This is a genomic window from Streptomyces sp. NPDC091292, from assembly GCF_044757265.1.
In the GTDB taxonomy this organism is placed as follows: domain Bacteria; phylum Actinomycetota; class Actinomycetes; order Streptomycetales; family Streptomycetaceae; genus Streptomyces.
This window is the reverse complement of sequence record NZ_JBIVUQ010000003.1, coordinates 175,074-198,671: the sequence shown is the minus strand read 5'-3', so window position 1 is coordinate 198,671 and position 23,598 is coordinate 175,074. Positions and strand designations below refer to the sequence as shown.

The window sequence follows — 23,598 nt, the reverse complement described above, 5'->3', positions numbered from 1 at the left end:
ACGGGGGTGCTCGGGGGTCCGGGACGGGGGTGCTCGGGGCCTCGGGGCAAGGGTGCACGGGCTCCGGGGCGGAGTTTCCGACTCAGCTCAACTTTAGACTGAATCTAAGCTAGGATGGTTTCTGTCACTCCAGAGGAGGCCGTCCCATGTACGAACCGATCCGCACCAAGTCGGTCCACACGATGGCCGACGTCCCCGCCGATTTCCCGCACCGCTCGCGCGAGGAGGAGCTGGACATCCAGCTCGCCGGGCACCTCGCGGCGCTGCTCGCCGTCACGGACGAGCTGCGTGCCTTGGGCGCCGGTAGCGATCTCGACGCGGCGGCCGATCGGCTCGCGCGGGAGGTGGCCCGGCTGCGCGGCGGTACTCCGCCCGTACGGTCCACGGCGCCCGCCGTCGCGGACCACCACGTCCACGCCCTGCACGCGCGCGCCCACGCCCTCGCCGGCCGGGCCCTGGTCGTGGCGGCTTCGCGCGCCGACACGGGCGCCGCGATCCTCGCGGCGGAGCGGATGGACGCGCATGCGGCGGAGGGGGCGCGGTCTCCGGCACCGGAGGCGGAAGCGGCGGCGGACGCGGCCCGGGAACTCACCGGGGCCCACTGAGGCAGGCCCCCCCCATAGACGGCCCCGGTCCGCGCGCTCCCGCAGTGTCGCGCGGACCGGGTGCCACCTTTACCGTTTTTGCCGTGCCGAGGACGGTCAGCCGAGGCGCTGCACCAGCGCCCGGTACTCGTCCCACAGCTCCTTCGGCGTGTGCTCACCGAAGGTGTTCAGGTGCTCGGGAACCAGGGCGGCCTCCTCGCGCCACACCTCCTTGTCGACGGTGAGCAGGAACTCCAGGTCGGAAGCGGCCAGTTCGAGGCCGTCCGTGTCCAGGGCGTCCGTCGTCGGCAGGATGCCGATGGGTGTCTCGACGCCCTCGGCGCGGCCGTCGAGCCGGTCCACGATCCACTTCAGGACGCGGCTGTTCTCGCCGAAGCCGGGCCACACGAACTTGCCCGCCTCGTTCTTGCGGAACCAGTTCACGTAGTAGATCTTCGGGAGCTTCGCGGCGTCCTTGCCCTTGGCGACGTCGACCCAGTGGCCCATGTAGTCGCCCATGTTGTAGCCGCAGAACGGCAGCATCGCGAACGGGTCGCGGCGCAGCTCGCCGACCTTGCCCTCGGCCGCGGCGGTCTTCTCGGAGGCGACGTTGGCGCCGAGGAACACACCGTGGTTCCAGTCGAAGGACTCGGTGACCAGCGGCACCGCGCTCGCCCTGCGCCCGCCGAAGAGGATCGCCGAGATCGGCACGCCCTTCGGGTCCTCCCACTCGGGGGCGATGATCGGGCACTGCGACGCGGGCACGGTGAAGCGGGCGTTGGGGTGGGCGGCGGGCGCCTGGGACTCCGGTGTCCAGGAGTTGCCCTTCCAGTCGGTGAGGTGGGCCGGGGTCTCCTCGGTCATGCCCTCCCACCAGATGTCGTCGTCGTCGGTGAGGGCGACATTGGTGAAGACGGAGTTGCCCCACAGGGTCTTCATGGCGTTGGCGTTGGTGTGCTCGCCGGTGCCGGGCGCGACGCCGAAGAAACCGGCCTCGGGGTTGATCGCGTAGAGCCGCCCGTCCTCGCCGAACCGCATCCACGCGATGTCGTCGCCGATCGTCTCGACGGTCCAGCCGCGGACCGTCGGCTCCAGCATCGCGAGGTTGGTCTTGCCGCACGCGGACGGGAAGGCCGCGGCGACGTACTTCGACTCACCCTGCGGCGGTGTGAGCTTGAGGATCAGCATGTGCTCGGCGAGCCAGCCCTCGTCGCGGGCCATCACGGAGGCGATGCGCAGCGCGTAGCACTTCTTGCCGAGCAGGGCGTTGCCGCCGTAGCCCGAGCCGTACGACCAGATCTCGCGGGTCTCCGGGAAGTGCGAGATGTACTTCGTGGAGTTGCACGGCCACGGGGTGTCGGCCTCGCCGTCGGCGAGCGGGGCGCCGAGGGTGTGGACGGCCTTCACGAAGAAGCCGTCGGAGCCGAGTTCGTCGAGGACCGGCTGTCCCATGCGGGTCATGGTGCGCATGGACGCGGCGACGTACGCGGAGTCGGTGATCTCGACGCCGAGCGCGGAGAGGGGGGAGCCGAGGGGGCCCATGCAGAAGGGGACGACGTACATGGTCCGCCCGCGCATCGACCCACGGAAGATCCCGCCCTGACCGTCTTCCCCCTGGAAGAGGGCCCGCATCTCGGCGGGGGCCTTCCAGTGGTTGGTGGGTCCGGCGTCCTTCTCCTCCTCGGAGCAGATGAAGGTACGGTCCTCGACCCGCGCGACATCGGTCGGGTCGGAGGCCGCGTAGTACGAGTTCGGGCGCTTGATGGGGTCGAGCTTCTTGAACGTTCCCTTGGCCACGAGCGTCTCGCACAGACGCTCGTACTCGGCTTCGGAACCGTCACACCAGACCACGCTGTCCGGCTGAGTCAGTTCGGCGATCTCGTTCACCCAGGCGATCAGGCCGTCGTGGGTGGTGGGGGCTGTGCTGGTGGTGCCAGTGATGCCGGTAGAGAGGGGAGCCGCGATGTCGCGCGCCACGATTGCTCCTAATTGAGGGGTTTTGTTTGTTATGCCCCTTGGGGGCTGCGACCCGGACGCTTCACGGTGATGAATCTTGGCGCTCATCCGGTGCCGACCGCACTCATATGATCATCCGACGCGACCGCGCATCTGTCCAGAGCGCCTCACGGATGAGCGACGTGAGCCTGACCACCCTGTGAACAGTGAGGGGCCTGCACCCCCCGGCGCCCACGGACTCCCCGTAGGATTCCGATATGACAGCGCCCGTCCCCGACGCCCTCACGGAACCATCCGATCCCGCCCGTGAGGTCAAGCCGAAGCTACGTGGCTGGCTGCACGCAGGCATGTTCCCCGCCGTACTCGTCTCCGGACTGGTGCTGACCGCGCTCGCGGACTCGCCCCGGGCGCGTGTCGCCTGCGGAATCTACGTACTGACCGCGTGCCTGCTCTTCGGCGTGAGCGGGCTCTACCACCGAGGCAACTGGGGTCCGCGGGCGGACGGCGTCCTCCGCAGGCTGGACCACGCCAACATCTTCCTGATCATCGCGGGCACCTACACACCGCTGACGATGCTGCTGCTGCCCGACGCGAAGGGGCAGGTGCTCCTGTGGGGCATCTGGGCCGCCGCGGCGGCCGGCATCGTCTTCCGCGTCTTCTGGGTAGGCGCGCCACGCTGGCTGTACACGCCCTGCTACCTGGCGATGGGCTGGGCAGCCGTCTTCTTCCTGCCCGACTTCATGCGCGCGGGCGGCATCGCGGTCCTGGTCTGCGTGATCGTCGGCGGCCTGCTCTACAGCGCGGGCGGAGTCATCTACGGCATCAAACGCCCGAACCCGTCACCACGCTGGTTCGGCTTCCATGAGGTGTTCCACTCACTGACACTGGCGGCGTTCGTGGTGCATTACGTGGGCATCTCACTGGTGGCGTACCAGTAAGGGTCACCACTCCTACGTTCCCCAGGTGGCCGCGACTCAGAGAGTCACGGCCACCATTTACTGCCGCGTCACGGAGGGAGCGTAAGCTAGCTTACGTAGGATAATCCGCATGCTAGCTTACGTTTCTCAAGTGCGCTCAGGCGAACACTGGAGGCGAGATGGCACCCCGGGTCAGGCGTGAGCTGCCGCCGTTCATGCAGATCGCTCATCACTTCCGGCAGAAGATCCTCGACGGGGAGATCGCTCCGGACGCGAAGCTGCCGTCCATCGCGGAGATCTCCGAGGAGTGGGGCGTCGCCACCGCCACGGCGGCCAAGGGCATCAAGCAACTCCAGGCCGAGGGGTACGTACGCTCCTCGACCCAGGGCACTTTCGCCGACCTCGGACGGAAGCAGACGACCGGACCCGATCGTTTGCGGATGCTCCGCGTCGGCGGCAGCGGGGTCCGGCCCGGCGAGCGGGTCGAGATGCTGAGCGCGGGACTCGAACCGGCCCCGGCCGAGGTCGCCGAAGCGCTGGGCCTGGACGCGGGCACCCCGGTCATCAAGCGGCAGCGCCGGTACGTCGACGACGAGGGCGTGGTGGCCCTGTCGACCTCGTGGCTGCCAGGCGATTTCGCCGCGAGCGCCCCGGAACTCCTCTCCACGGAGCCGCTGCCCACGATGACCTTCGGCCTGATCGAGGAGCGGACCGGCCGCCGAGCCGTGCGCAGGCGGGACACCGTGACGCTCCGCCGCATACCGGAAGACCTGGCACCGCTCCTTGAGGTTCCGCCGGACACGCCGGTTCTCGCCTGGACCAACCACTACTGGGACCAGCACGGCATGGTGACCGAGTACGCCATGGACCTGCTCGGACAGAACCACCAACTGTCAGCCGAGTACGACATGCCCTGAGAGGTGAGGGGATGAGGCCGGATGGAACTGCGACGGCACGGGATCGCGCGGCTCGCGCGGGAGGAGTGGGTGTCGGGGAGGTCCGTCTGGGACTCGGACGTCGGGGAACGGGAACTCGTCGTGGACCGGGTCTCCGTACGCGAAGAGGGCGCGCCGGAAGCCATCGCCCGGGTGCTGGAAGTCCCCGCCGGTGAACCCCTCTGTGTACGTGCTCGGCGTTTCGTGCTCGACGGGAAACCCGTCCTCCTCGCCGTCTCCTATCTCCCCGCCGATCTCGTCGCCGGGTCCGCCATCACCGAGACAGACACCGGGGCCGGCGGGATCTACGCCCGGCTCGCCGAGTTGGGGCACGCGCCCGCGCGGTTCCGTGAAGAGGTGCGGGCGCGGATGCCTTCGCGGGAGGAGGCCGACCAGCTCCAACTCGCAACGGGAACGCCGGTCATGCTGATCTGCCGCACCGCCTCCACCGAGGACGGCAGGGTGGTCGAAGTCAACGAGATGACCCTCGACTCGGGCTCCTACATCCTGGAGTACGACTTCAGCGCGTAGCCCCCGACGCACCCCCTCCCCCGTGGTCACGGCAGCACCACCGCCGTGGCCACTTTCCCATGCCCCCGAACACCCTCACCATTGACACACACCACCTTTTGACAGTTACTCTCACTTCATGGTTGCTGTCACCAGTCATTCGGAGGCGCGGCGTGATCCCCGCCGCTGGTGGGCCCTCGGGGCCCTGGTCGCGAGTCTGCTCGTGCTCGGGTTCGATCTGACGATCCTCAATGTGGCGCTGCCGACGATGGCCGCCCAACTCGGCGCGTCCACGGGTGAGCAGCAGTGGATGGCCGACGCGTACGTCATCGTCTTCGCGGCCCTGATGCTCCCGGCCGGTCTCCTCGGTGACCGCTTCGGGCGCCGGCGCGTCCTCATCGCAGGGCTCGGTGTCTTCCTGGTCGGCTCGGTGTTCGGCGCTCTCGCCGACGGTGTCGCGCTCGTTGTCGCCGCCCGTGCCGTGATGGGCGTCGGCGGCGCCCTGGTGATGCCGCTCGCCCTCGCCGTACTGCCGTCGCTGTTCGCACCGGACGAGCGGACCAAGGCGGTCGGCGCGCTGTCGGCCGCGTCGGCGCTGGGCCTGCCGCTCGGGCCGATCGTCGGGGGCTGGCTGCTCGACCACTTCTGGTGGGGCTCGGTGTTCCTCGTCAACGTCCCGATGGTCGCCATCGGCGTCGCCGCCTGCGTCTTCCTGCTGCCCGAGACCCGCGACCCGTCGGCGCCCCGGGTCGACCTCGTCTCCACGGCGCTCACGGCGAGCGGCCTCGGCGCCCTGATCTTCGCCGTGATCGAGGCACCGCACCGGGGTTGGGGCGACCCGCTGATCGTCGGCCTGTTCGCGGCCTCCGTCGCCCTTGTCGCCGGACTCGTCCTGCGCGAACGGCGGTCCGCGCGGCCCATGCTGGACCTGTCGCTCCTCGGGCGGCGCGGCTTCCTGCTGAACACGCTCACCGCGACGCTGGTGATGTTCGTGCTGTCGGGCCTGATGTTCGTCCTGCCCCTGTACCTCCAGGCCGTCCTCGGCAACGACGCGTTCGGTACGGGGGTCCGGATGCTGCCGATGATGGGCGGGCTGCTCGTCGCGGCGCGAGGCGCGGCGATGCTCGTACCGCGGTTCGGGGCGCGGGCGGTGATCAGCGCGGGGCTCGTGGTGACGGCGTTCGCGGCGCTGCTCGGCAGCCGTACCGAGGTCGGCTCCGGGTACGGGTTCACGGCGCTGTGGCTGACGCTCGCCGGGCTCGGCTTCGGGCTGTCCGTGGTGCCCGCGATGGACAACGCGCTGGGCACGCTGCCGGCGGAGCGCGCGGGCAGCGGGTCGGGGCTGCTGATGACCGTACGGCAGGTGGGTACCGCGCTCGGGATCGCGCTGCTCGGCTCGCTCCTTGCGAGCGCGTACGCGCGCGAGGTCGACACCGGTGGGCTGGCAGCGGGGGCCGCCGACACCGCGCGGGAGTCGGTGGTGGCCGCGCACCTGGTCGCGGAGCGGATCGGCGACGCGTCGCTCACGGCGTCCGCCGACGCCGCCTACATGCACGGCATGGGGCTCGTCCTGATCGTCAGCGGAATCGCGGCCCTGGTCACGGCGTTGCTCGCGGCGCTCCTGCTGCCGGGCGCGGAACCGGCATCGGACCCGCAACCCGATACACGCCCGGACATGGCCCCGCCACCCTCCGATGTCCGACAATGAAGAGCATGTCCGCCACCGCACAGCCCCCGTCCCCACCCGCAGACCCACCCCGCCCGGGGCTGCGGGAGCGCAAGAAGATCAAGACCCGCATCGCGATCCGTGACGCGACCTACCGGCTGATCACCGAGCAGGGGTACGAGGCGACGACCGTCGAGCAGATCGCGGAGGCGGCCGAGGTCTCCCCGAGCACCGTGTTCCGGTACTTCCCGACCAAGGAGGACATCGTCCTCACCGACGAGTTCGACCCGCTCCTGGAGGAGGAACTCCGCGCCAGGCCCGCCGACGAACCGCTCATCGACTCACTGCGGTACGTCCTGCGCAGGGTGCTGACCCTCGGCACTCAGGAAGAACCCGAGGCCACGGTGTTGCGCACCCGCCTCATGGTCGAAGTGCCGTCCGTACGGTCCCGGATGATGGAAAGCATGTCGGTCACCGGCCGCATGCTGTGCCGAGTCGTGGCCGAACGCACCGGCCGCGACCCCGACGACCTGGACGTCCGCGTCTACGCGATGGCCCTCATCGGCGGCCTCCAGGAAGCGACGATGTACTGGGCGGAACACGACCACAGGGACGACCTGAGAGACCTGATCGACCGGGCCCTGACGACCCTGGACTCGGGGCTGCCCCGGGAGACACGGGACCCCGCGTGAACGCTGCCTTGAAGGGGCGGGGCGGCCGGATTCGAACCGGCGTCCTCCTCCATGCTGTGTAGGCGCACTACCTCTGTGCTACGACCCCGCCTTGCCCGGGAGCATAGCCCGGAGGTTTCGGGGCGCGATACTCCATTAGTCGCCGCGCGCCCCCGTGGCATTCTGACCCCGTGAACGGGTTCGAGATCGTCGTGGAAGTCGCCCCCGAGCTGGGGGTGTTCGTCGGGCGCCGGGGTGAAAGCACCCCCGTACGGGTCGACGGGGTGTCCTCGCTGGGGCATGTCGTGGAGTCGATGGGGGTGCCGTTGACCGAGGTCGGCGGGCTTTTCGTACAAGGGCGCGCCACTCCGCCCGCCTACGTGCCCCTTCCCGGTGACCGTGTCGACGTCCGTGCCGTCGACCGGCCCCAGCACATCCCCGGCGCTCCCCTCCGCTTCCTGCTCGACGTCCACCTCGGCACCCTCGCCCGGCGGCTGCGCGTCCTCGGTGTCGACGCCGCGTACGAGTCCACCGACATCGGTGACCCGGCGCTCGCCACCCGGTCGGCCGAGGAGCGGCGGGTCCTGCTCAGCCGGGACCGGGGGCTGCTGCGCCGCCGGGAGCTGTGGGCCGGCGCCTATGTCTACAGCGACCGGCCTGACGACCAACTCCGGGACGTACTGGGCCGGTTCGCGCCCGAGCTGCGGCCCTGGACCCGGTGCACCGCCTGCAACGGGCTCCTCAAGACCGCCACCAGGGACGAGGTCGCCGACCTGCTCGAAGGCGGCACCCAGCGCTCGTACGACGTGTTCGCGCAGTGCGCCGACTGCGCCCGCGTGTACTGGCGGGGCGCCCACCACGACCGTCTGGAACAGATGGTGGCGGACGCCCTCGCCGAGTTCGGAGCCCAAGGAACCCCGTCTGATTAGCGCCCGCGCACATCCCCCTTTCCGCACGCCACACCATCCCCGTTCGGGTCCAGGCGGAGCGGATCGTCCTTGCCGTTGACCTTCAGACGGCCGTAGTCGTTCTTCGCGAGCCAGTCGCAGCGGGCGGCCGTCGTCGCCTTCACCGTCGGTGGGAAGTCCGTCGGGACGCAGACGTTGGCGGAGCCGTAGTGCCGGTCGCAGCCGGAGAGCGTCGGGCTGACCTTGACCGAACTCCGTTTCTTCTGCGGCTTCTTGGCCTGCGCGGCGGGCGCGTCCGCGAAGTCGTGGACGTGCGGCGACGCGGCGGCCCGGGAGAGCGCGGCGGGTCCGTCCAGGTGCACCCACTTCGCCACCGACGGCACCCCGTTCGCATCGACCGCGAACAGCATGTACCAGCCGGGCGGCGCCAGATTCGGGTTGCTCGTCACGTTCAGGTCGATGTTGTTGCCGTCGACCGTCAGCGGCAGGTCCACGAACCGCTGGTTCGGGTCCGACGAGTGCGTGACCGCCGCCGGACGGATCAACTCCGCCTTGGCGATCGGCCGGTCCACGGTGATCCGCTGCGTGTCCCCGTACTGCCACTCGCTGTCGATGAGTGAGGTGATCTGCGGGCGGGGGCCCTTCAGCAGGTACGGCGGGGTGTAGATCGACACGTTGTGGTTCCAGGTGCCGTTGCCCGGGTTGTCGCCCGTCGACATGACCCGGCCGTCCGGCAGCAGGAACGACGACGAGTGGTAGCCGCGCGCCTCCGGGTCGGCCGCGACCGGGTCGAACGTCTCCGTCACCGGATCGAACAGCGACGACTCGAAGACGGGGTCGGCCCGGTTGTGCAGGGCGCCCCCGGTCTCCAGGACCTTCCCGTCGGGCAGCAGCACGGCGGACACGTACATCTTGCCCATCTGCCCGGTCTGCGGCTGCTTGCCCGCGCCCAGGTCGACGGTGCCCTGCGGCAGCGGCGGCCCGGCCACGTACGCCGGGTTCGCGGCCTTCAGGTCGATGAGGTCGGTGAGCCGGTTCGCGTCCGGGTTGGAGTCGATGTTGCCGCCGCCGAGCGTGAGGACCCGCTGGTCCTGCGCCGGAGGCAGCAGCACGCTCGCCGACTGGTCCCGCTCGTCCTTGCGCTGGAGGCCCGGCACATCGGTGACGGTGTTGGCGTCGTAGTCGTAGATCGAGGAGCCGGTTCCGGGGGTGCCGTTGCCGAAGACATGGCTGCCCGAGTAGAACAGCCGTCCGTCCTGCATGAGGATCATCGACGGGTACAGACCCCAGTACGACCAGGTCTGGTTCACCTGCCACAGCGGCAGCCACTTCTCCTCGGCCGCCGACCACCGCTCGGCGGTCACCGATCCTGTGGAGTCCTCGCGCAGCCCGCCGAAGGAGATCACGTCCCCGTTGCCGAGCGCGGTCGCCGACGGATACCAGTGGCCGTCGTTCATGTCGTTCGTCTTCTGATACGTCTCCGACACCGGGTCGAAGAGGTACGAGTCCTTGAACCCCTCGTACCCGTGCGACCCGTCCGCCGCCGGATACGCCTTGTTGCCGCTCATCACCAGGACCCGCCCGTCGGACAACTGCACATGCCCGGCGCAGAACATGTCCTTCGGTGTGGGGATCGTCTTGTACGTGCCCGCCACCGGGTCGTACACGGCCGAGGTGAAGGTGCCCGCCTCGAACATCTCCTCGCTGTTGCCCGATCCGGCGATCAGCAGCACCTTGCCGTTGTTGAGGACGACCGAGTGCATCGAGCGGACCGGGTTCTGCGTCGGCAGCACGTCCCACCGGCCGTCCGCGCACTCCTGCGGGGTGCCCGTGCACACCGGGTCGGGCGGTGTGGGCGACACGTCCTGCATCGTGTAGTCGTCGGTGGTGACGGACCCGGTGCCGTAGACGGAGACGCCCCAGGTGATCTGGTCGGTGCCGGGGGGCACTTCGGGCGTACGGACCTCTGCCTGCGACCAATTCACGCTGATGGGGAGGGTCTTGAGGTCGGTCCAGTACTGCCACCCTGCCACCGTGTCGTGCCGGAAGAGGGTGACCGACACATCGGGCGTCGTCGATTTGTACCAGAGCCCGAGGTCGTACTGCCTGCCCTCCTGGACGACCGGCGCGCAGGCCGCCGACTCGGTGATCAGGGCCTTGCGGTCGCCGTCCACGCGCCGCGTCAGCTCGACCTTCATGGCATGGTCGCCGGAGTGCGCGTCGGCGACCGTCGTGAACGTGAAGTCGTTGTCACCCCACCCGGACTTCTCCCAGCAGTACGGCATCCCGTCCGTACCGGCGGTCTCGAAGCCGGGGTTCTTGATGAGGTTGGCGGCGGACGCGGACTGCGGTGAGGTCAGGAGGAGTCCGGCGGTGAGGGCGGCGACGCCCGCGAGGGCCGCCGTTCTTCGCCCGCCGAGGCGGAACCGTGTGCGTACGCCTGACCGTACGCGGGTGGATGTACGTGTCATGCCGTGCTCCTGGAGGTGGGTCCGGTGCGGCTCGTGCTGTCGGCGTTGGGGGCACCGGTCTTGCGGTCCTTGCGGGTGCGGCGCGGCAGATACACCAGGGCCTCCGTGCCGGCGAACCGCAGGACGAAGGTGGTGAGGAGAGCGAGAGCGGTGGCGGGCAGCACCGCGAGGTGCCACGCGCTCACGAACAGGGCGATCAGCGGGATCCGCAGCACCAGATCGGCGTTGGCGAGCAGCGCGAACCGGGCGGTGCGGTCGGCCCAGTGCCGGTGCTGCCTGCGGTCCCGGAACAGCAGCATTTCGATCAGCAGGAAGTTCCAGGCGACGCCCGCCTGGTTGGCGATGATCTCGGCGGGCAGATAGTGCAGGCCCGCGTGGGTGAGCCCCCACAGGGCGGCCAGGTTCGGCACGAAACCGGTGAGTCCGATCAGCCCGAACACGAGCATGCGGGCCAGCGGCGACGCGGTGCGCAGGCCGACCAGGTGCCGCAGGAACCGCAGCCCCTCCGCGACGCCCGACTTGGACTCCCCGGCGAACCGGTCCTGGAACACGAACGGCACCTCGTGGACCGTACGGGGACGGCAGCGCACCGCCAGCTCCAGGAGGATCTTGTAGCCGAGCGGTTGGAGGGCGTCGGCGGTGACGGCGGTGCGCCGGATCGCGAAGAATCCGCTCATCGGGTCGCTGATGCCGCGCAGCCTGCGCGGGAACAGGCCCTTCGTCAGCCAGGTCGACGCCCGCGACACGGCGACCCGGTAGCCTCCGGCGAGTCCGGCGCGGCTGCCGCCCTTGGTGTAGCGGCTGGCCACGACGAGGGTCGCCGACGCGCGCTCACCGGCGGCGACCAACTCCGGCAGCAGCGACGGCGGATGCTGGAGGTCGCCGTCCATCACGACGACCCAGTCCGATGTCGCCGCCCGGATGCCCTCGACGACGGCGCCGCCGAGGCCGCCGGCCGGTTTGTCCCGGTGGATCAACGTGACCGGAAAAGGACAGTCGCGCGCCGCCTCGGTGATCACCGCCGGGGTGTCGTCGGTCGAGTCGTCCACGAAGACGACCTCGCACGGCAGCCGCGACTCCACCGACATGGTGACCTGGCGCAGCAACTCCCGTACGTTTCCCGCCTCGTTGAAGGTCGGCACCACGACGGTGACGGCGCCCGGCTCCGGCAAGTCCTCCGCCAGCCCGTCCGCCAGCCCCTCCGGCACCCCCAACTCGCCGGGCGCCCCCAACTCGCCCGGCACCCCCAGCTCGCGCGGCGCCCCGCCCTCGTACCCCGTCATCGGTCGCCCCCCGTGATCCGCCGGATCTCGATCCGGTCCTCGCCGTCGCCGAAGGTGGCGACCGCCGTCGAATGCTCCAGCGCCGCCTTGACGTTGGGCAGGTCGACCGCGTCCCGCCGTACCGTCGGTGACGCCACCACGTAGTCGAGGTCGCGCCAGCCGTCGGGCAGCGTCTTCGTCACCGCCGGGTCGAGGTCGGCCTTGTAGAACCAGATGGCGCCGAGGCCGGGTGCGTAACCGGCGTGCACGAGATCCAGCCACAGCGCGTCGTCCACGAGGACCCGGGTCGTGGAGGGGTCGGGCACCTCGGTCGCCATCCAGGCGGCGGCCTGCCGGTAGGGCGCGTTGGCGTCGGCGGTGACCGCGGTGTGGTTCCCGTCGTACCAGCGCGGTACGACATAGGCGGCGCCCGCCGCCACCAGGACCGCCGCCACCGTGATCCGTACACCCCGTACGACCTGCCGTTCGTCCGGCCGCCCGCCCTTTCTCAGCACGGCGTGCGCGACGCTCGCCGCGCCTCCGGCGAGGACCAGCGCCAGGAACGGCAGCGCCTGCACCACGTACATCGCGGGCAGATAGCCCGAGGGGCGCATCGCGACCAGGGCCAGCGTGGCGACCGCGAGCGAGGGTCCGGCGAGCGCCCGCGCGGTCACCGACCAGCGCCAGGTGGCGAGCAGCAGCAGCGCGCCCGCGAGCCCGCCGATCGGCAGCACCCGGTCGTAGTAGAGCCACGACTGAAGCACCCCGTACGACCCGGAGCCCGGGTCGAGGATGAACCCCGAGCCGGGGCGGCTCATCTGGTACGTGATGCCGTCCCACAGCGACACATGGCCGACGCCCGGCAGCAACTCGCCCTTGAGCAGGGCGAACAGCGGATACGACAGGCCGATCAGGGCGCATGCGGTGATCGCGCCGGTGAGCGCGAACTTGCGGGTGTCGCGGTGGCTGTGCCGCCACATGGTGAGCAGCAGCGCGGGCAGCAGCAGGAGCATCGTCTCTTTGCTGAGCACCGAGGTCGCCGCCGCGATCCCGGCGCCGAAGTGGTGCCACAGATGTCGGCTCGGCGACGCGGCCAGGCAGAACGCGAGCAGCATCCACATCACGGCGATGTTGTCGAGGAAGATCTCCCGCTGGAGCACCACGGACAGCGGCGACAGACCGAACAGCGCCATCGCCAGGCCCGCCGCCCAGCGCGGCAGCCACAGCCGCCGGGCCAGCACGTAGAGGAGGACCGCGCTCGCCGCGCTGACCACGAGCATCGCGATCCGCATGGTGCCGACGGTCATCGATTCGGGGCTGAGGAGGGACGGTACCCAGGTCAGCGCGGCTATCTGCATCCAGCCGACGGGCGGGTGGTCGTACCAGTACGTGTAGTGGGCGAGCCCCGTGCCCTGCTGGACCGACCACGCCTGCGCGAGGTAGGTGCCCTCGTCGTCGCTGAGCGCCGGATAGTCGGCGATGTTCCAGCCCTGGACGGTGAGGATGGCCGCCAACAGGACGGCGCACAGGGCGAGATCGGCCGGGGAGCGGCGGAAGCGGACGACCGGGCGGCGCGTCAGGACGCGCCTGGACACGCGGGAGCGCTGCGCGGGAACACCCTGGATGTCAGGGGTGTCCACCGCGGTGAGGGTGGAGGTCGCGCGGGGACGTCCTCTCGGGTGGTCTCGGCGTGTACGGAAGTGGCGCTCGGGGAGCCCGCGTTCAGGGAGCCCGCGTTGAGGTGGGCGCCCACATGGCTGGTCAGCTCCCAGTCGCTGCGCCCGCGCTGCTCCCGCCACACGGCACGGATCGCGGCCCCGGCGAGCAGCACCTGGTAGAAGGGGCCGCCGACGACGAGCTTGACGTAGTGCGTGAACCGGACGCGGAGCCCGTACTGCTTGCCGAAGTCGTGCAGGCCGACCAGCTCGAACACGAAGGTGACCAGGGCGGTGACGGCCGGCAGGAAGGTGAGGAAGGCGATCCCGACCGGCACGTCGAGGAAGATCGCGACGGCCGCGTTGACCGGGATGATCACCCCGGAGAAGGCTTGCAGGAACGGCGTCATCAGCGTGTACCGGGCGAGCAACCGCTGCCCGGTGGTGGGCAGTTGCCGCCAATCCTTCTTGCGGTAGACCTGAAGGAAGCCCTGGTTCCAGCGGGTGCGCTGCTTCAGCAGGGACATCAGCGTCCCGGGGGTCTCCTCCCGGGTCACCATGGCGGAGTCGTACGCGACGACCACCTTCTTGCCGACGCTGGACAGCCGTACGCCCAGGTCGCAGTCCTCGGCCAGGCACTCGCCGTCCCAGCCGCCGGCCGCCCGCAGCACCCCGGTCCGTACGAAGACGGTGTTGCCGCCGAGCGGGATGAACCCCTTCTGCGCGTGCAGATGCAGCCGGGACCGGAACCAGAAGAAGTACTCCAGGCAGTTGCGCAGGCTGTACCAGCTGGAGTGGAAGTTGATGAGCTGCACCCCGCCCTGGACGACATCGGCGTCCGTGGAGCGGAAGGCGTGGTCGACATGGGTGAGCAGCGCCGGGTGGACCTGGTCCTCGGCGTCGAACACGCCGACGATGTCGCCCCGGCAGTGCGGCAGCGCCGTGTTCAGCGCCTTCGGCTTGTTCTTGGGCGTGTGGGTGTCGACGACGACCCGCACCCTCGGGTCACGGGCGGCGGCGCCCCGGGCGACCTCCGTGGTCTCCGGGTCGTCGTGTCCGACGATGACGATGATCTCGAAGTCCGTGTGGCTCGATTCGAGCAGTCGCTGAATGGTGTGGTCGAGCACGGCCTGTTCGTGGCGCGCGGGCAGCAGCAGCGAGAACGACAGCGCGCCGCCGCTCTCCGGGCTGCCGAACCGGGTCGACGCGAGCGTCTCCGGTGTCCGCCAGGCGTGCATCTGCCACCACAGCGTGAAGGCGGCCATCCAGAAAAGGGCAAGCGAAATGGACGCGACGAAGACAGACGTAAGCAATTGGATCCCCCCAGATCCCCCGTGGTGCGACGACGCGTCACACCCCCCACCGATGCGGAGAGACTAGGGGGGCCATGTGAAACCGGGGTGCTGTTCCGATAAATAGCCTGTTTCGGTGGGTGGCGTTCGGAAGTACGACGTATCCGGCACTGTCGTGATCGGGCTGGTTCGTCCGGTCAGCACTACGTGATCGTGCGTAGACGATCACCGGCGCTACGCGACGGTGTCCCGCCCGCCGATGGCCGCCCGCAGCCGTGTGACGTCGGTGGTGGGTGCGTCGCAGGTGAAGTTCCGGCACACGTACGCGGCCGGGCGCCCGTCGACCAGGGGGCGATCGGCGAGGAGCGGCAGCTCCACCGCTCCGGGTTCGCCTGCGGCGACGACCGCGCCAGGCGCGGTGCCGAGGAGTGCGGCGCGGTGGAGCGCGCTGGTGGCCGGGTCGTCCGCGGGGCCGACGACGGCGACCTCGCGGGGTCCGTCGAGCGCGGCCTCGGCGACCGCGAGACCCCAGCCGATGAAGCGGGGCGCGCGCGGTCCGAGCGCCTTGACGACGCCCAACGCCCTTTCGGCCGCGGTCCGATGGCGCTCGGAGCCGGTCAGGGCCGCATACGAAAGGAGTGCGCCGGCGGCGGCCGACCAGCCGGACGGGGTCGCGTTGTCCGTCGGGTCCTGCGGGCGCCGGATCAGCGGCTCGGCGTCCGACGCGGTGTCGAACAGCGCGCCGTCGTCGCCGGTGAACCGGTCCAGGACGTGCTCCAGCAGAAACCCGGCGAACTCCAGCCACACGCCTTCACCGGTCACGGAGGCCAGCGCGAGAAAGCCTTCGGCGACATCGGCGTAGTCCTCAAGGACCCCGGCGTTGGCCCCCGCCCGGCCGTCCTTCGACGTACGGGACAGCCGGGCGGCCTCGTCCATGTGCAGCCGTACGAGCAGATCGGCGGCGGCGGTAGCGGCCTCGACGAGGTCGGGCCGGTCGAAGTAGGCGCCGGTCTCGGCGAGGGCGGCGATGGCGAGCCCGTTCCAGGCGGCGACCACCTTGTCGTCGCGCCCCGGCGCCGGACGCAACGCACGCGCGGCGAACAGCCGTTCCCGTACGGAGGTGATCCGCTCGGCGTCGAACACGGTGTCGCTCTGCGGGAGTTGGAGCACGGAGGAGCCTTCTTCGAAGGTGCCGTCGTCGGTCACGCCGAAGTAGTGCGCGGCGATGTCCGCGTCCTCCGCACCGAGTGTGTGACGCAACTGCTCGGGGGTCCAGACGTAGAAGGCACCCTCGACGTGCCGCCCCGACCCACCGGGCTCCTCGCTGTCGGCGTCGAGGGCGGAGGCGAATCCGCCCTCGGCGGTGCGGAGTTCGCGGACCATGAAGTCGGCGGTCTCCAGGGCGACGCGGCGGGCAAGCGCGGACCCGGTGGAGCGCCACAGATGGGCATAGGTCCGGCACAAAAGGGAGTTATCGTAAAGCATTTTCTCAAAATGGGGCACGACCCACTGCCGATCGACGGAGTACCGCGCGAACCCTCCGCCGAGCTGGTCGTAGATCCCACCGCGAGCCATCCGCTCACAGGTGTCGAGCGCCATCTGGAGGGCGCCCTCGGCCCCGGTGCGGGCGTGGTGCCGCAGCAGGAACTCGATGACCATCGAGGGCGGAAACTTGGGCGCCTGCCCGAATCCGCCGTAGGAGGAGTCGTAGTCCCGGGTGAGCGCGAGCAGAGCGTGCGACTGCTCCTGGTCGCCGGGCATCTCCCCGCCCCCGAAGGTAAGTTCGCGCTGGGCGAGGTCCCGGGTGATCTTCCCGGCGACCTCGGCGACCTCCCCGCGCCGCCCCTCCCACGCCTGCCACACCCCGTCGAGCACCTGCCGGAACGACGGCATCCCGTGCCGGGGCTCGGGCGGAAAGTACGTACCGAAGTAGAACGGCTCGGCATCGGGCGTCAAAAACACGGTCATCGGCCACCCACCCTGCCCAGTGGCGGCCTGCACGGCCTCCATGTACACGGCATCGACATCGGGCCGCTCTTCGCGATCGACCTTGACGGCGACGAAATGCTGATTGACGACCGCGGCGGTGGTCTCGTCCTCGAAGGACTCGTGCGCCATGACATGACACCAGTGACACGCGGAGTAGCCGACGGACAGCAGAACGGGCACGTCCCGCCGCCGCGCCTCCTCGAAAGCCTCAGGCGTCCAGGGCCACCAGTCGACCGGATTGTCGGCATGCTGAAGCAGATAAGGCGAGGTCACACCAGCCAGCCGGTTCATACGTTCCAGCCTCTCACAGCGCCCCGACCTTGAACGTGGAACCCGGCCTGCCTCTACAGGGTCCGCGAATGGATCTGCCGAGTAGTGGACCTTTCTGCGGGACACCGGCTGCGGGCAGTTCAGGCGCCCGAGCACTGACGCGAGGCAGCAGCAGCCGGGATGCTAAAGCGGCGGCTGTTTCCCCAAGTAACCGGTCTCGTCAACGCGCAGAGCCTTCCGGCGAGGACAACCGCTCGTGCGAGTTGACCCGTCGGGCTTGGTCACGGTGGTGCGTGCCGGACAGGCCCAGGCGAAGTAGCGCTGGGCCGGGTGGTTGGTCGTGTGCGAGGTCCGTACGGGGCGCTGCTTGGGCGGGATGGTGAATTTGCGCAGTTCGGCCTGGCCCCCGTGGTCGGGGCAGGTGGGTGGGTGGAGGAGTAGGTCGGCGTTCTCGTGGTCAAGGATGTGACGGGCGAAGCGACGTCCTCGGAACGGGACCATGATCTCCCGTCGGCCCTGACTGCCGGGTGCGTGGGACAAAGTGTTCAGGCTGCCGAGGAAGCAGAGCTGCTCGTCGATCACCAGGATCTTCTGGTGCATGTCCTTGATCTCCACCACAGTGTCGGCCACCGCCTTGAGTTCCGGCAGTCGGCGTTGAGCATCGGCCGCGGTGGCCGGGTTCGCCAGCTGGCCCTGCAGCAGGCTGTCGCTCTCGTTGGTGACGAAGAGGTGGATCCGCACACCACGGCGGCGCGCGTCCTGAAGCCGCGAGAGAACCTCCCACATGCGCTTGGTGTACCAGGGGGACCAGAGCCAGATGCTGTGGCGGGCCTGGTCCATGGCATCGAGGGCGTCCGGGAAATAGGTGTCCTCGTCATGGACTGCGGTGTATCGGACCTGGCCTTCGAATGCCTGCCAGATCTCATGCTGCAACGGGGTCAGCCCCGTCGACTCGCCAGAGGGCAGGCCGAGGAGTTGATCGGAACGGACACCGCGCACCAGCGCCTCGGGCTCCGCTCTCGCCATGTCCCGCAACTGGCCCAGTACTGTTCCGTCCGCCGCCCTGGCCAGGGCGTCCCAGGCCACGAGCACGTAGACACGCTGGCGGGCCCGCGTCGCACCCACGTTGAAGAGTCTGGCCCCGTCCTTGGGGAAGGGGCGCGCGTCCTTGAAATCGCCGGCAGCAACCCAGCCGGGAAGCGCACCGTCCTCCACCAGGTCCAGGATGACCACATCGAACTCCCGACCCTGGAAGCGGTGCGCCGTGCCTACCTCCACCGCAGGGGTGCGGAAGAGGCGGCCCTGGTCGTGGAGCCAGTCATGCGTTACCTGGGCCTGCACCTTGTACGGCGTGACGATGCCGACGCTCTCGCCCTCGTCGTGGTGGCGCTCGGCAAGCGCGGTCGACAGCAGGCTGCCGGCCGCCCACCAGCGGCCCGTTCCGCCTGCCACCCGGCGCACGGTGGCGATTCCGTCGCCTCCCTCGCCGAGCCCGTCGGTGGTGACCAGAACGATCTCCGGGTCGAGGGCACGATCCCGCACCGGACGCGTCGACCTGAGCGTACCGCCGTAGGCGATCCGGTTGACCAGGTCGGTGGTGTCGGGCCCGAACCGGTGAGTGGTGAGCAGCGCCGCGCAACCAGGGTGCGCCAGCGCATCGGCCGGCGTGCGAATGCCCGTCCACTCGAAGCAGTCCATGCGGATCCACCGACCCAGCTCTGGTTGTTTCGGCACGCGCTTGGGCATAACCGGGCCGAGCTGGCAGAAGTCGCCGAACAGGACGACGGTCTCCTTGGCCTTGGCTATCGCGACGATCAGTTCGGGCAACAGCGCAGCCCCGGCCTCGTCGACCAGGACGACGTCGTAAGGCCCCTCGGCCACGGTCCGGTGTAGCCGCAACCGGGCGAGGGTGGTGGCCACCACCCTCGCCCCGCGGATGATCTCCGGCTCGGCCTGGGAGCGTCGCCGTCCCAACTCCCGTACAAGACGTTCGTGCTCGCGCTCCAACTCTTTCTGGATGGAAAGTCGCCCGGCACAGGAAACTCTCAATTTCCGCAGCCGTACAGCTAGTTGGGGCAGTCCGGCGCTTTCGGAGGTTGCTACCAGATCGGCGTCCCCGGGCCGGGGGTGGTGGTCCTGCCGGGCCGTCCGCAGTCGATGCCCGGCGGCCTGGGTCGTCCGCCGGGCGATCGTGAGATCCCGGTCCACCTTGTCTTGATCGACGGCGGTCGAATCGATCAGGGCCAGTTGCAGGCTCAGCGCGGCGTCATCGACGGGATGGGCCTCGGCCCGCGCCTGGCCGATGCGTCGGCGCAGCACCTCATGATGAGCGGAGTAGGTCTCGGCGGCCTGCGCGACCTGCGCTTGGAGGGCAGCTCGGCGTCGGGTCTGCTCAGCTCGCTCGCGCTGGATCTCGCCACGCCGCCGCTTGGTCCTGAGGCGACCTCGCCCGTCCAGTTCACGTTCCTCCGTGTCCAGCGCAGCCAGCGCGGCTTCGGCGTCGAACAGCGCGGCTCGCAGGTGCTGCTGGCTCTGCTCCCCCTTCTCGATCTCGGTCAGCCACTGCGCCGCCTGCTCCAGCAAAGCCCGCTGAGGCGCCCAGCTCTCCCAGCGCTCTCGCGCCTCCCGATGCGTGTCGGAGGCATCCTCACTCCGCGTCAGGGCTTCCTCCTCGCCCGCTTCGGCCGCCTCCAGTTCGACCGCGAGGCGCTCCACCAGAGCGCCGTGAGCAAGACGACCCTTGGCCTGTTCGTACATGTCGGGGTCGAAACCGGTGAGTCGGCTCTCCGTCTCGCGCAATTCCGTCAGCGCCGGATCATTTGCCGAGGCGGCGAGTCGCTCGGCGATCTCTTCCACTGCCTGCTCGGCCTCCGCCACCTTCGCCTGCACCAGCGAGGGCAGCGACACTCGCGGGTCCTCGGCCACGTGACGGAGCGCGGGAGAGCCGACCCGGACCATCAGGCCAGGCGGAAGGGAAGCGCGTTCCTTGAGCACCCCCTCCAGCGCGTTGTCCACCGCCACGTTGGTGCCGGAGGCCAGCAGGACCCGCTTGCCCCGAAGGGCCAGGTCGCTCAACGCACGGGTCAGCACGGTCGTCTTTCCGGTGCCGGGCGGCCCCCAGATCAGCCGCAGGCCCGGAGAGGTGCAGGCCAGGTAAGCCTGTGCCTGACCGCCCTTCAGGACACCACCGCAGGCCGAACTGTCCGCGGGCGCGACCGTGTCGATACGGCCGCCGACCAGCCGCTCCGCGAGTCCGGGGTCCGGCATGCCTGCCAGCGCCTCGCGCAGCGAGCGCAGCAGGAAATCAGGCGGGCGCCGCACCGCCCATAGCGCCAGTCCGGTCTGGGGTGCGTGGGCCGCCACCTGGAGGCGGACCCGCTCCGACTCGACCCGCCAGCCGAGGACAGTGAACGACCGGCCCCTCCGATCCTCGGGCCCAGCCCCGGTGGCCAGCCGCATGTCCTGGAGGTCGTCCGGATCGATCCGGCTCGCATAGGTGGGCAACCCGTACCAGCCGTCCTCCAGGTAGTGCACGTCCCCGACCCGCGTGTGCCCTGGGGATTCCGAACGGCCACCGGCGCGGCTCTCACCGGCCAGCACCTCGTCCACTGCCTGGACCAGCTGCTCCATCCACTGCGCCAACGTTCCCCCACTTGGCCCACCTGGACACAACAACGCCACTTCCGACGACTATCGCATGCCGATCACTCCCCGTGTGCGCTTGTCATGCAACTCACGGCCCTACGAGGCCGCCGGGCATCCAGGCACCGCCGTTCGGACGGCACGCCACGTTGAGAATCCGATCCACTGGACGGTGTCCGTGCCGTGGCCCCTCGGAACCTGTCCTTCGCCCGGTCGGGCCACTGGCGACTGCTGCAAGACGAGCACCTGGCTCGCTGGGTCGGCTTGTGGCGACACAGGTGGCCGTCAAAACCGGTCCACCCACTTGTGCAGAGGTCGCTCTCGGGGTGGATGGGCTTCTGCTCCTGTCCTGCGCCGGTGTGCCGACCGGGATGCTCAGTACGTCGAGTCGAGCAGCTCCGGACCTGACGGACATCCTCGAAGGGGGTACGCCATGACCGCAGAGATGGTCGCGCCCGCGTGGATGCACACGCAGATCAGCGCGGAGCAGTACGACTCCTGGTCCGAGGAGCAGTGCGCAGGCATTGAGATCGTGGACGGGATGGTCGTGGTGGACCCGAGTGCGTCCAAGCGGCACCACCGGTTGGCTCGAATCCTGGCCAACGCCCTGGACGCTGCCGCAGGTCCTGACTGGAACGCTGATACGGACTTCGACGTCCGTCTGCAAGACGTGCCCCTCACCAATCGTCGTCCGGATGTCACCGTGTACCGGGCCGAGACCATCGACCTCACACCCACTCGTCCAGAGCATGTGCTCCTCGTGATCGAGGTCGTGTCGCCCGACTCGGAGACCACTGACCGGATCGTGAAGGTGGATCAGTACGCCAAAGCCGGGATCCCCTTTTACTGGCGTATCGAGCAAGCTGCCACTGGCGTTCCGATCGTCTACACGTACGTTCTCGATCCAGCCAACAGGACTTACCGGGAAGGCGATGTTTTCACCGGCGTGGTCAAAGCCGTCGCGCCCTTCTCCGTCACAGTCGACCTTGGACTTGGCCCAATTGGTCACTGAATCTGACCGGTCGAGCCGTCGGCGTACCTATGGGTCTCACCAGATCGAGAGAAGAGCGACGGTGCATCAATGGGACAGGTCGCCTTCGCCCAGGACGGAATACCGGAGACGATAAGCCCTTCTCCGCTGGCGGACTCCGCCAGAAAAATGAATTCCACGTTCTCTCGGATATCATACTTTCGCGCCAGTTCCTCAGCCTCCTCATCATTCGAGACCCTTCGGACTGCCAGCCCTCGCATCAAAGGTCGGAGAAACATGACCTGAACGCTGTCCGCGCACAGTTCGATCCGTGGCGCCGGCCGGAGTGCGAGGTCGGAATCGCTACGCAGGAGTAGAGACCTGTGCGTTACCGAATAGGACCAGACCTTGAACATTCGATCAGGTGCGCTGAAATTCATTCCCCGCCTCCACGTCATACCGCCACCGACCCCATCGCGCACCACGAGGCAGGCTTCATCCGATCCCACTCCGCAATCGCCGTATCACCACGACCCGTGCCGACCGCCTGACCCCAACACCCCACTCGCGTCGAGGGATCCGAGAAACAGTGGCTGGCACTCCAGCCGACCCCGTTCCGCAGGCGCTCCGGCGAACCCACGGAAGAACACCAAACGATATCGCCACTCAAGGCAAGGTGATATCGTTTGGCGTACCCGATCATCCGAGGAGACCAGCACATGGCAAGGACAGTGATCGACCTTGATGAGACCATGGTCGCCGCGGCGATGCGCATCTTCGGCACGAAGACAAAAGCCCAGGCCGTACGGCTCGCCATGGAGGACGCCGTCAAGCGGCACCTGCGGCAAGAGGGCTTCGACGCCATGGACGCCGGCGACTTCGACTTCAGCGAGATCATCGAGAGCACCGGTCCTCGCAATGCCGACGGGACCCTGAAGCGCGATGGCGGCCGGGCCGCCTGATGCAGGACCGCTTTCTGATCGACAAATCAGCTCTGGCACGCTGGACGAAGCCCGGTGTGAGAGAGGTGCTGAAGCCTCTCCACGAGCGCTATCTGCTCGCAGTCTGCCAACCCACCGAGTACGAGATGATCCACTCGGCCCGGGATACCGCCGAGGCAACGCGAATCAGCACCTGGCTCCACGCCTTCGACTACATTTCCAGTGACGACGGCACCTTCACCCGCGCACTGGAGGTGCAGCGCCACGCTCTCAACGCGGGGTTCCACCGGGCACTGTCACTGCCCGACCTCCTCATCGCCGCCACAGCGGAACTGAACCGGCTGACGGTCCTCCACTACGACGGCGACTTCGAGATGATCGCCTCCCTCACCGGCCAGCCCGCCGAATGGGTGGTACCACCAGGCAGCGCCGACCGCTGAACGGTGCGTCTCCGGCGGCCCGGTCGCCCGCTACCTCAGTATTCCCACCAGAAATCAATCTCCTCATGCAACCGGGCACGAAAGCAGTGCGAGTGTGCATAGAGAATTTGACTGACCTCGCCGACTAGCGAGCCCACTTTGATTCGCATGGCCAACGGATCCTCACTACGTCGAATGACGAGACAGCAGAAACAGCACGTGGGATCTGAGCTTGTCTCAGCCATCCAGGTCGTACCACCTTCCGCTGGAAATTCTTCCCGCGAGCATGATCGACGCTCTACTACCGCGTCCAGGCGACGCTTTGTGGCAGCACGCCGGCCTCCCATAGCCGATCGAGCCTGGCGAAGAGCCTGGGCAGGCTCGTGTCGAACTGTTCCCATTCTGCTGGGTCCAACTCCCGCCATGGATCCGAAATGGTCAGACCGGGTGGCAGAGGACCGGTTGAGCCAGACATCTTGCGGCATGCAGCACACCACGTGTAGCTGATCACAGCAGGACGATCCGCGTGTTGCGTATTTC

At 68.9% G+C, this 23,598-nt stretch carries 16 protein-coding genes, 1 tRNA gene and 1 pseudogene; 10 read left to right on the top strand and 8 right to left on the bottom strand.

Annotated elements, in window-relative coordinates; translation table 11 throughout:
- Positions 1–146: 146 nt before the first annotated feature.
- On the top strand, positions 147–605 hold the full coding sequence (locus tag ACIQNU_RS12210) for a hypothetical protein (protein WP_401364758.1): 459 nt from the start codon (positions 147–149) through the stop codon (positions 603–605).
- Between the two features lie 96 nt (positions 606–701).
- Here ACIQNU_RS12210 and ACIQNU_RS12205 read toward each other — a convergent pair whose 3' ends face one another.
- Positions 702–2,561 carry a phosphoenolpyruvate carboxykinase (GTP) gene (locus tag ACIQNU_RS12205; RefSeq protein WP_401364755.1) on the bottom strand — a complete coding sequence of 620 codons (1,860 nt, stop codon included), beginning with the start codon at positions 2,559–2,561 and terminating at the stop codon, positions 702–704.
- Positions 2,562–2,797: 236 nt separating this feature from the next.
- Between ACIQNU_RS12205 and ACIQNU_RS12200 the strand changes: the two genes are divergently transcribed.
- The 5 genes and pseudogenes from ACIQNU_RS12200 to ACIQNU_RS12180 all read left to right on the top strand — a co-directional run bounded on the left by ACIQNU_RS12200 (position 2,798) and on the right by ACIQNU_RS12180 (position 7,260).
- Positions 2,798–3,478 carry a hemolysin III family protein gene (locus ACIQNU_RS12200; RefSeq protein WP_401364753.1) on the top strand — a complete coding sequence of 227 codons (681 nt, stop codon included), beginning with the start codon at positions 2,798–2,800 and terminating at the stop codon, positions 3,476–3,478.
- A 158-nt stretch (positions 3,479–3,636) separates the two neighbouring features.
- Positions 3,637–4,374, top strand: coding sequence for a GntR family transcriptional regulator (locus ACIQNU_RS12195; protein ID WP_401364750.1), 738 nt, complete (start codon positions 3,637–3,639; stop codon positions 4,372–4,374).
- Positions 4,375–4,401: 27 nt separating this feature from the next.
- Positions 4,402–4,923: pseudogene (locus tag ACIQNU_RS12190) on the top strand (GntR family transcriptional regulator); the annotation flags it as partial.
- Positions 4,924–5,041: 118 nt separating this feature from the next.
- Positions 5,042–6,610 carry an MFS transporter gene (locus tag ACIQNU_RS12185; RefSeq protein ID WP_401364747.1) on the top strand — a complete coding sequence of 523 codons (1,569 nt, stop codon included), beginning with the start codon at positions 5,042–5,044 and terminating at the stop codon, positions 6,608–6,610.
- Between the two features lie 5 nt (positions 6,611–6,615).
- Complete coding sequence (locus tag ACIQNU_RS12180; protein WP_401364744.1) at positions 6,616–7,260, top strand: TetR/AcrR family transcriptional regulator; 645 nt, start codon at positions 6,616–6,618, stop codon at positions 7,258–7,260.
- Between the two features lie 15 nt (positions 7,261–7,275).
- Here the strand turns inward: ACIQNU_RS12180 and ACIQNU_RS12175 are convergent.
- Positions 7,276–7,350 (bottom strand) — tRNA-Ala (locus ACIQNU_RS12175).
- 80 nt (positions 7,351–7,430) lie between these two features.
- Here ACIQNU_RS12175 and ACIQNU_RS12170 point away from each other — a divergent pair.
- On the top strand, positions 7,431–8,168 hold the full coding sequence (locus ACIQNU_RS12170; protein WP_401364741.1) for a Mut7-C RNAse domain-containing protein: 738 nt from the start codon (positions 7,431–7,433) through the stop codon (positions 8,166–8,168).
- On the opposite strand, the gene ACIQNU_RS12165 is transcribed toward ACIQNU_RS12170, so the two are convergent.
- From ACIQNU_RS12165 to ACIQNU_RS12140, 6 genes are all read right to left on the bottom strand, one after another.
- A complete protein-coding gene (locus tag ACIQNU_RS12165; protein WP_401364738.1) occupies positions 8,165–10,618 on the bottom strand; it encodes a galactose oxidase-like domain-containing protein in 2,454 nt (817 codons plus the stop codon). The two genes, ACIQNU_RS12170 and ACIQNU_RS12165, sit on opposite strands and share 4 nt — an antisense overlap.
- Positions 10,615–11,901, bottom strand: coding sequence for a glycosyltransferase (locus tag ACIQNU_RS12160; protein ID WP_401364735.1), 1,287 nt, complete (start codon positions 11,899–11,901; stop codon positions 10,615–10,617). The genes ACIQNU_RS12165 and ACIQNU_RS12160 overlap by 4 nt, the downstream gene beginning before the upstream one ends.
- A complete protein-coding gene (locus tag ACIQNU_RS12155; RefSeq protein ID WP_401364732.1) occupies positions 11,898–13,520 on the bottom strand; it encodes an ArnT family glycosyltransferase in 1,623 nt (540 codons plus the stop codon). The genes ACIQNU_RS12160 and ACIQNU_RS12155 overlap by 4 nt, the downstream gene beginning before the upstream one ends.
- A complete protein-coding gene (locus tag ACIQNU_RS12150; protein ID WP_401364729.1) occupies positions 13,457–14,848 on the bottom strand; it encodes a glycosyltransferase in 1,392 nt (463 codons plus the stop codon). Before ACIQNU_RS12150 ends, ACIQNU_RS12155 begins: the two co-directional genes overlap by 64 nt.
- A 213-nt stretch (positions 14,849–15,061) precedes the next feature.
- Entirely contained in the window at positions 15,062–17,107 is a 2,046-nt protein-coding gene (locus tag ACIQNU_RS12145; RefSeq protein ID WP_401364726.1) for a thioredoxin domain-containing protein, read from the bottom strand.
- A gap of 162 nt (positions 17,108–17,269) precedes the next feature.
- Entirely contained in the window at positions 17,270–20,716 is a 3,447-nt protein-coding gene (locus ACIQNU_RS12140) for an AAA domain-containing protein (RefSeq protein ID WP_401364723.1), read from the bottom strand.
- A gap of 445 nt (positions 20,717–21,161) precedes the next feature.
- Here ACIQNU_RS12140 and ACIQNU_RS12135 point away from each other — a divergent pair, with 445 nt between their 5' ends.
- The 3 genes from ACIQNU_RS12135 (at position 21,162) to ACIQNU_RS12125 (ending at position 23,079) form a co-directional block, all read left to right on the top strand.
- Positions 21,162–21,740: a Uma2 family endonuclease gene (locus ACIQNU_RS12135; RefSeq protein ID WP_401364720.1), complete on the top strand. Its 579-nt coding sequence runs from the start codon at positions 21,162–21,164 to the stop codon at positions 21,738–21,740.
- Between the two features lie 677 nt (positions 21,741–22,417).
- Positions 22,418–22,660 carry a type II toxin-antitoxin system VapB family antitoxin gene (locus ACIQNU_RS12130; RefSeq protein ID WP_401364718.1) on the top strand — a complete coding sequence of 81 codons (243 nt, stop codon included), beginning with the start codon at positions 22,418–22,420 and terminating at the stop codon, positions 22,658–22,660.
- A complete protein-coding gene (locus tag ACIQNU_RS12125; protein ID WP_401364716.1) occupies positions 22,660–23,079 on the top strand; it encodes a PIN domain nuclease in 420 nt (139 codons plus the stop codon). Before ACIQNU_RS12130 ends, ACIQNU_RS12125 begins: the two co-directional genes overlap by 1 nt.
- Positions 23,080–23,598: the final 519 nt, after the last annotated feature.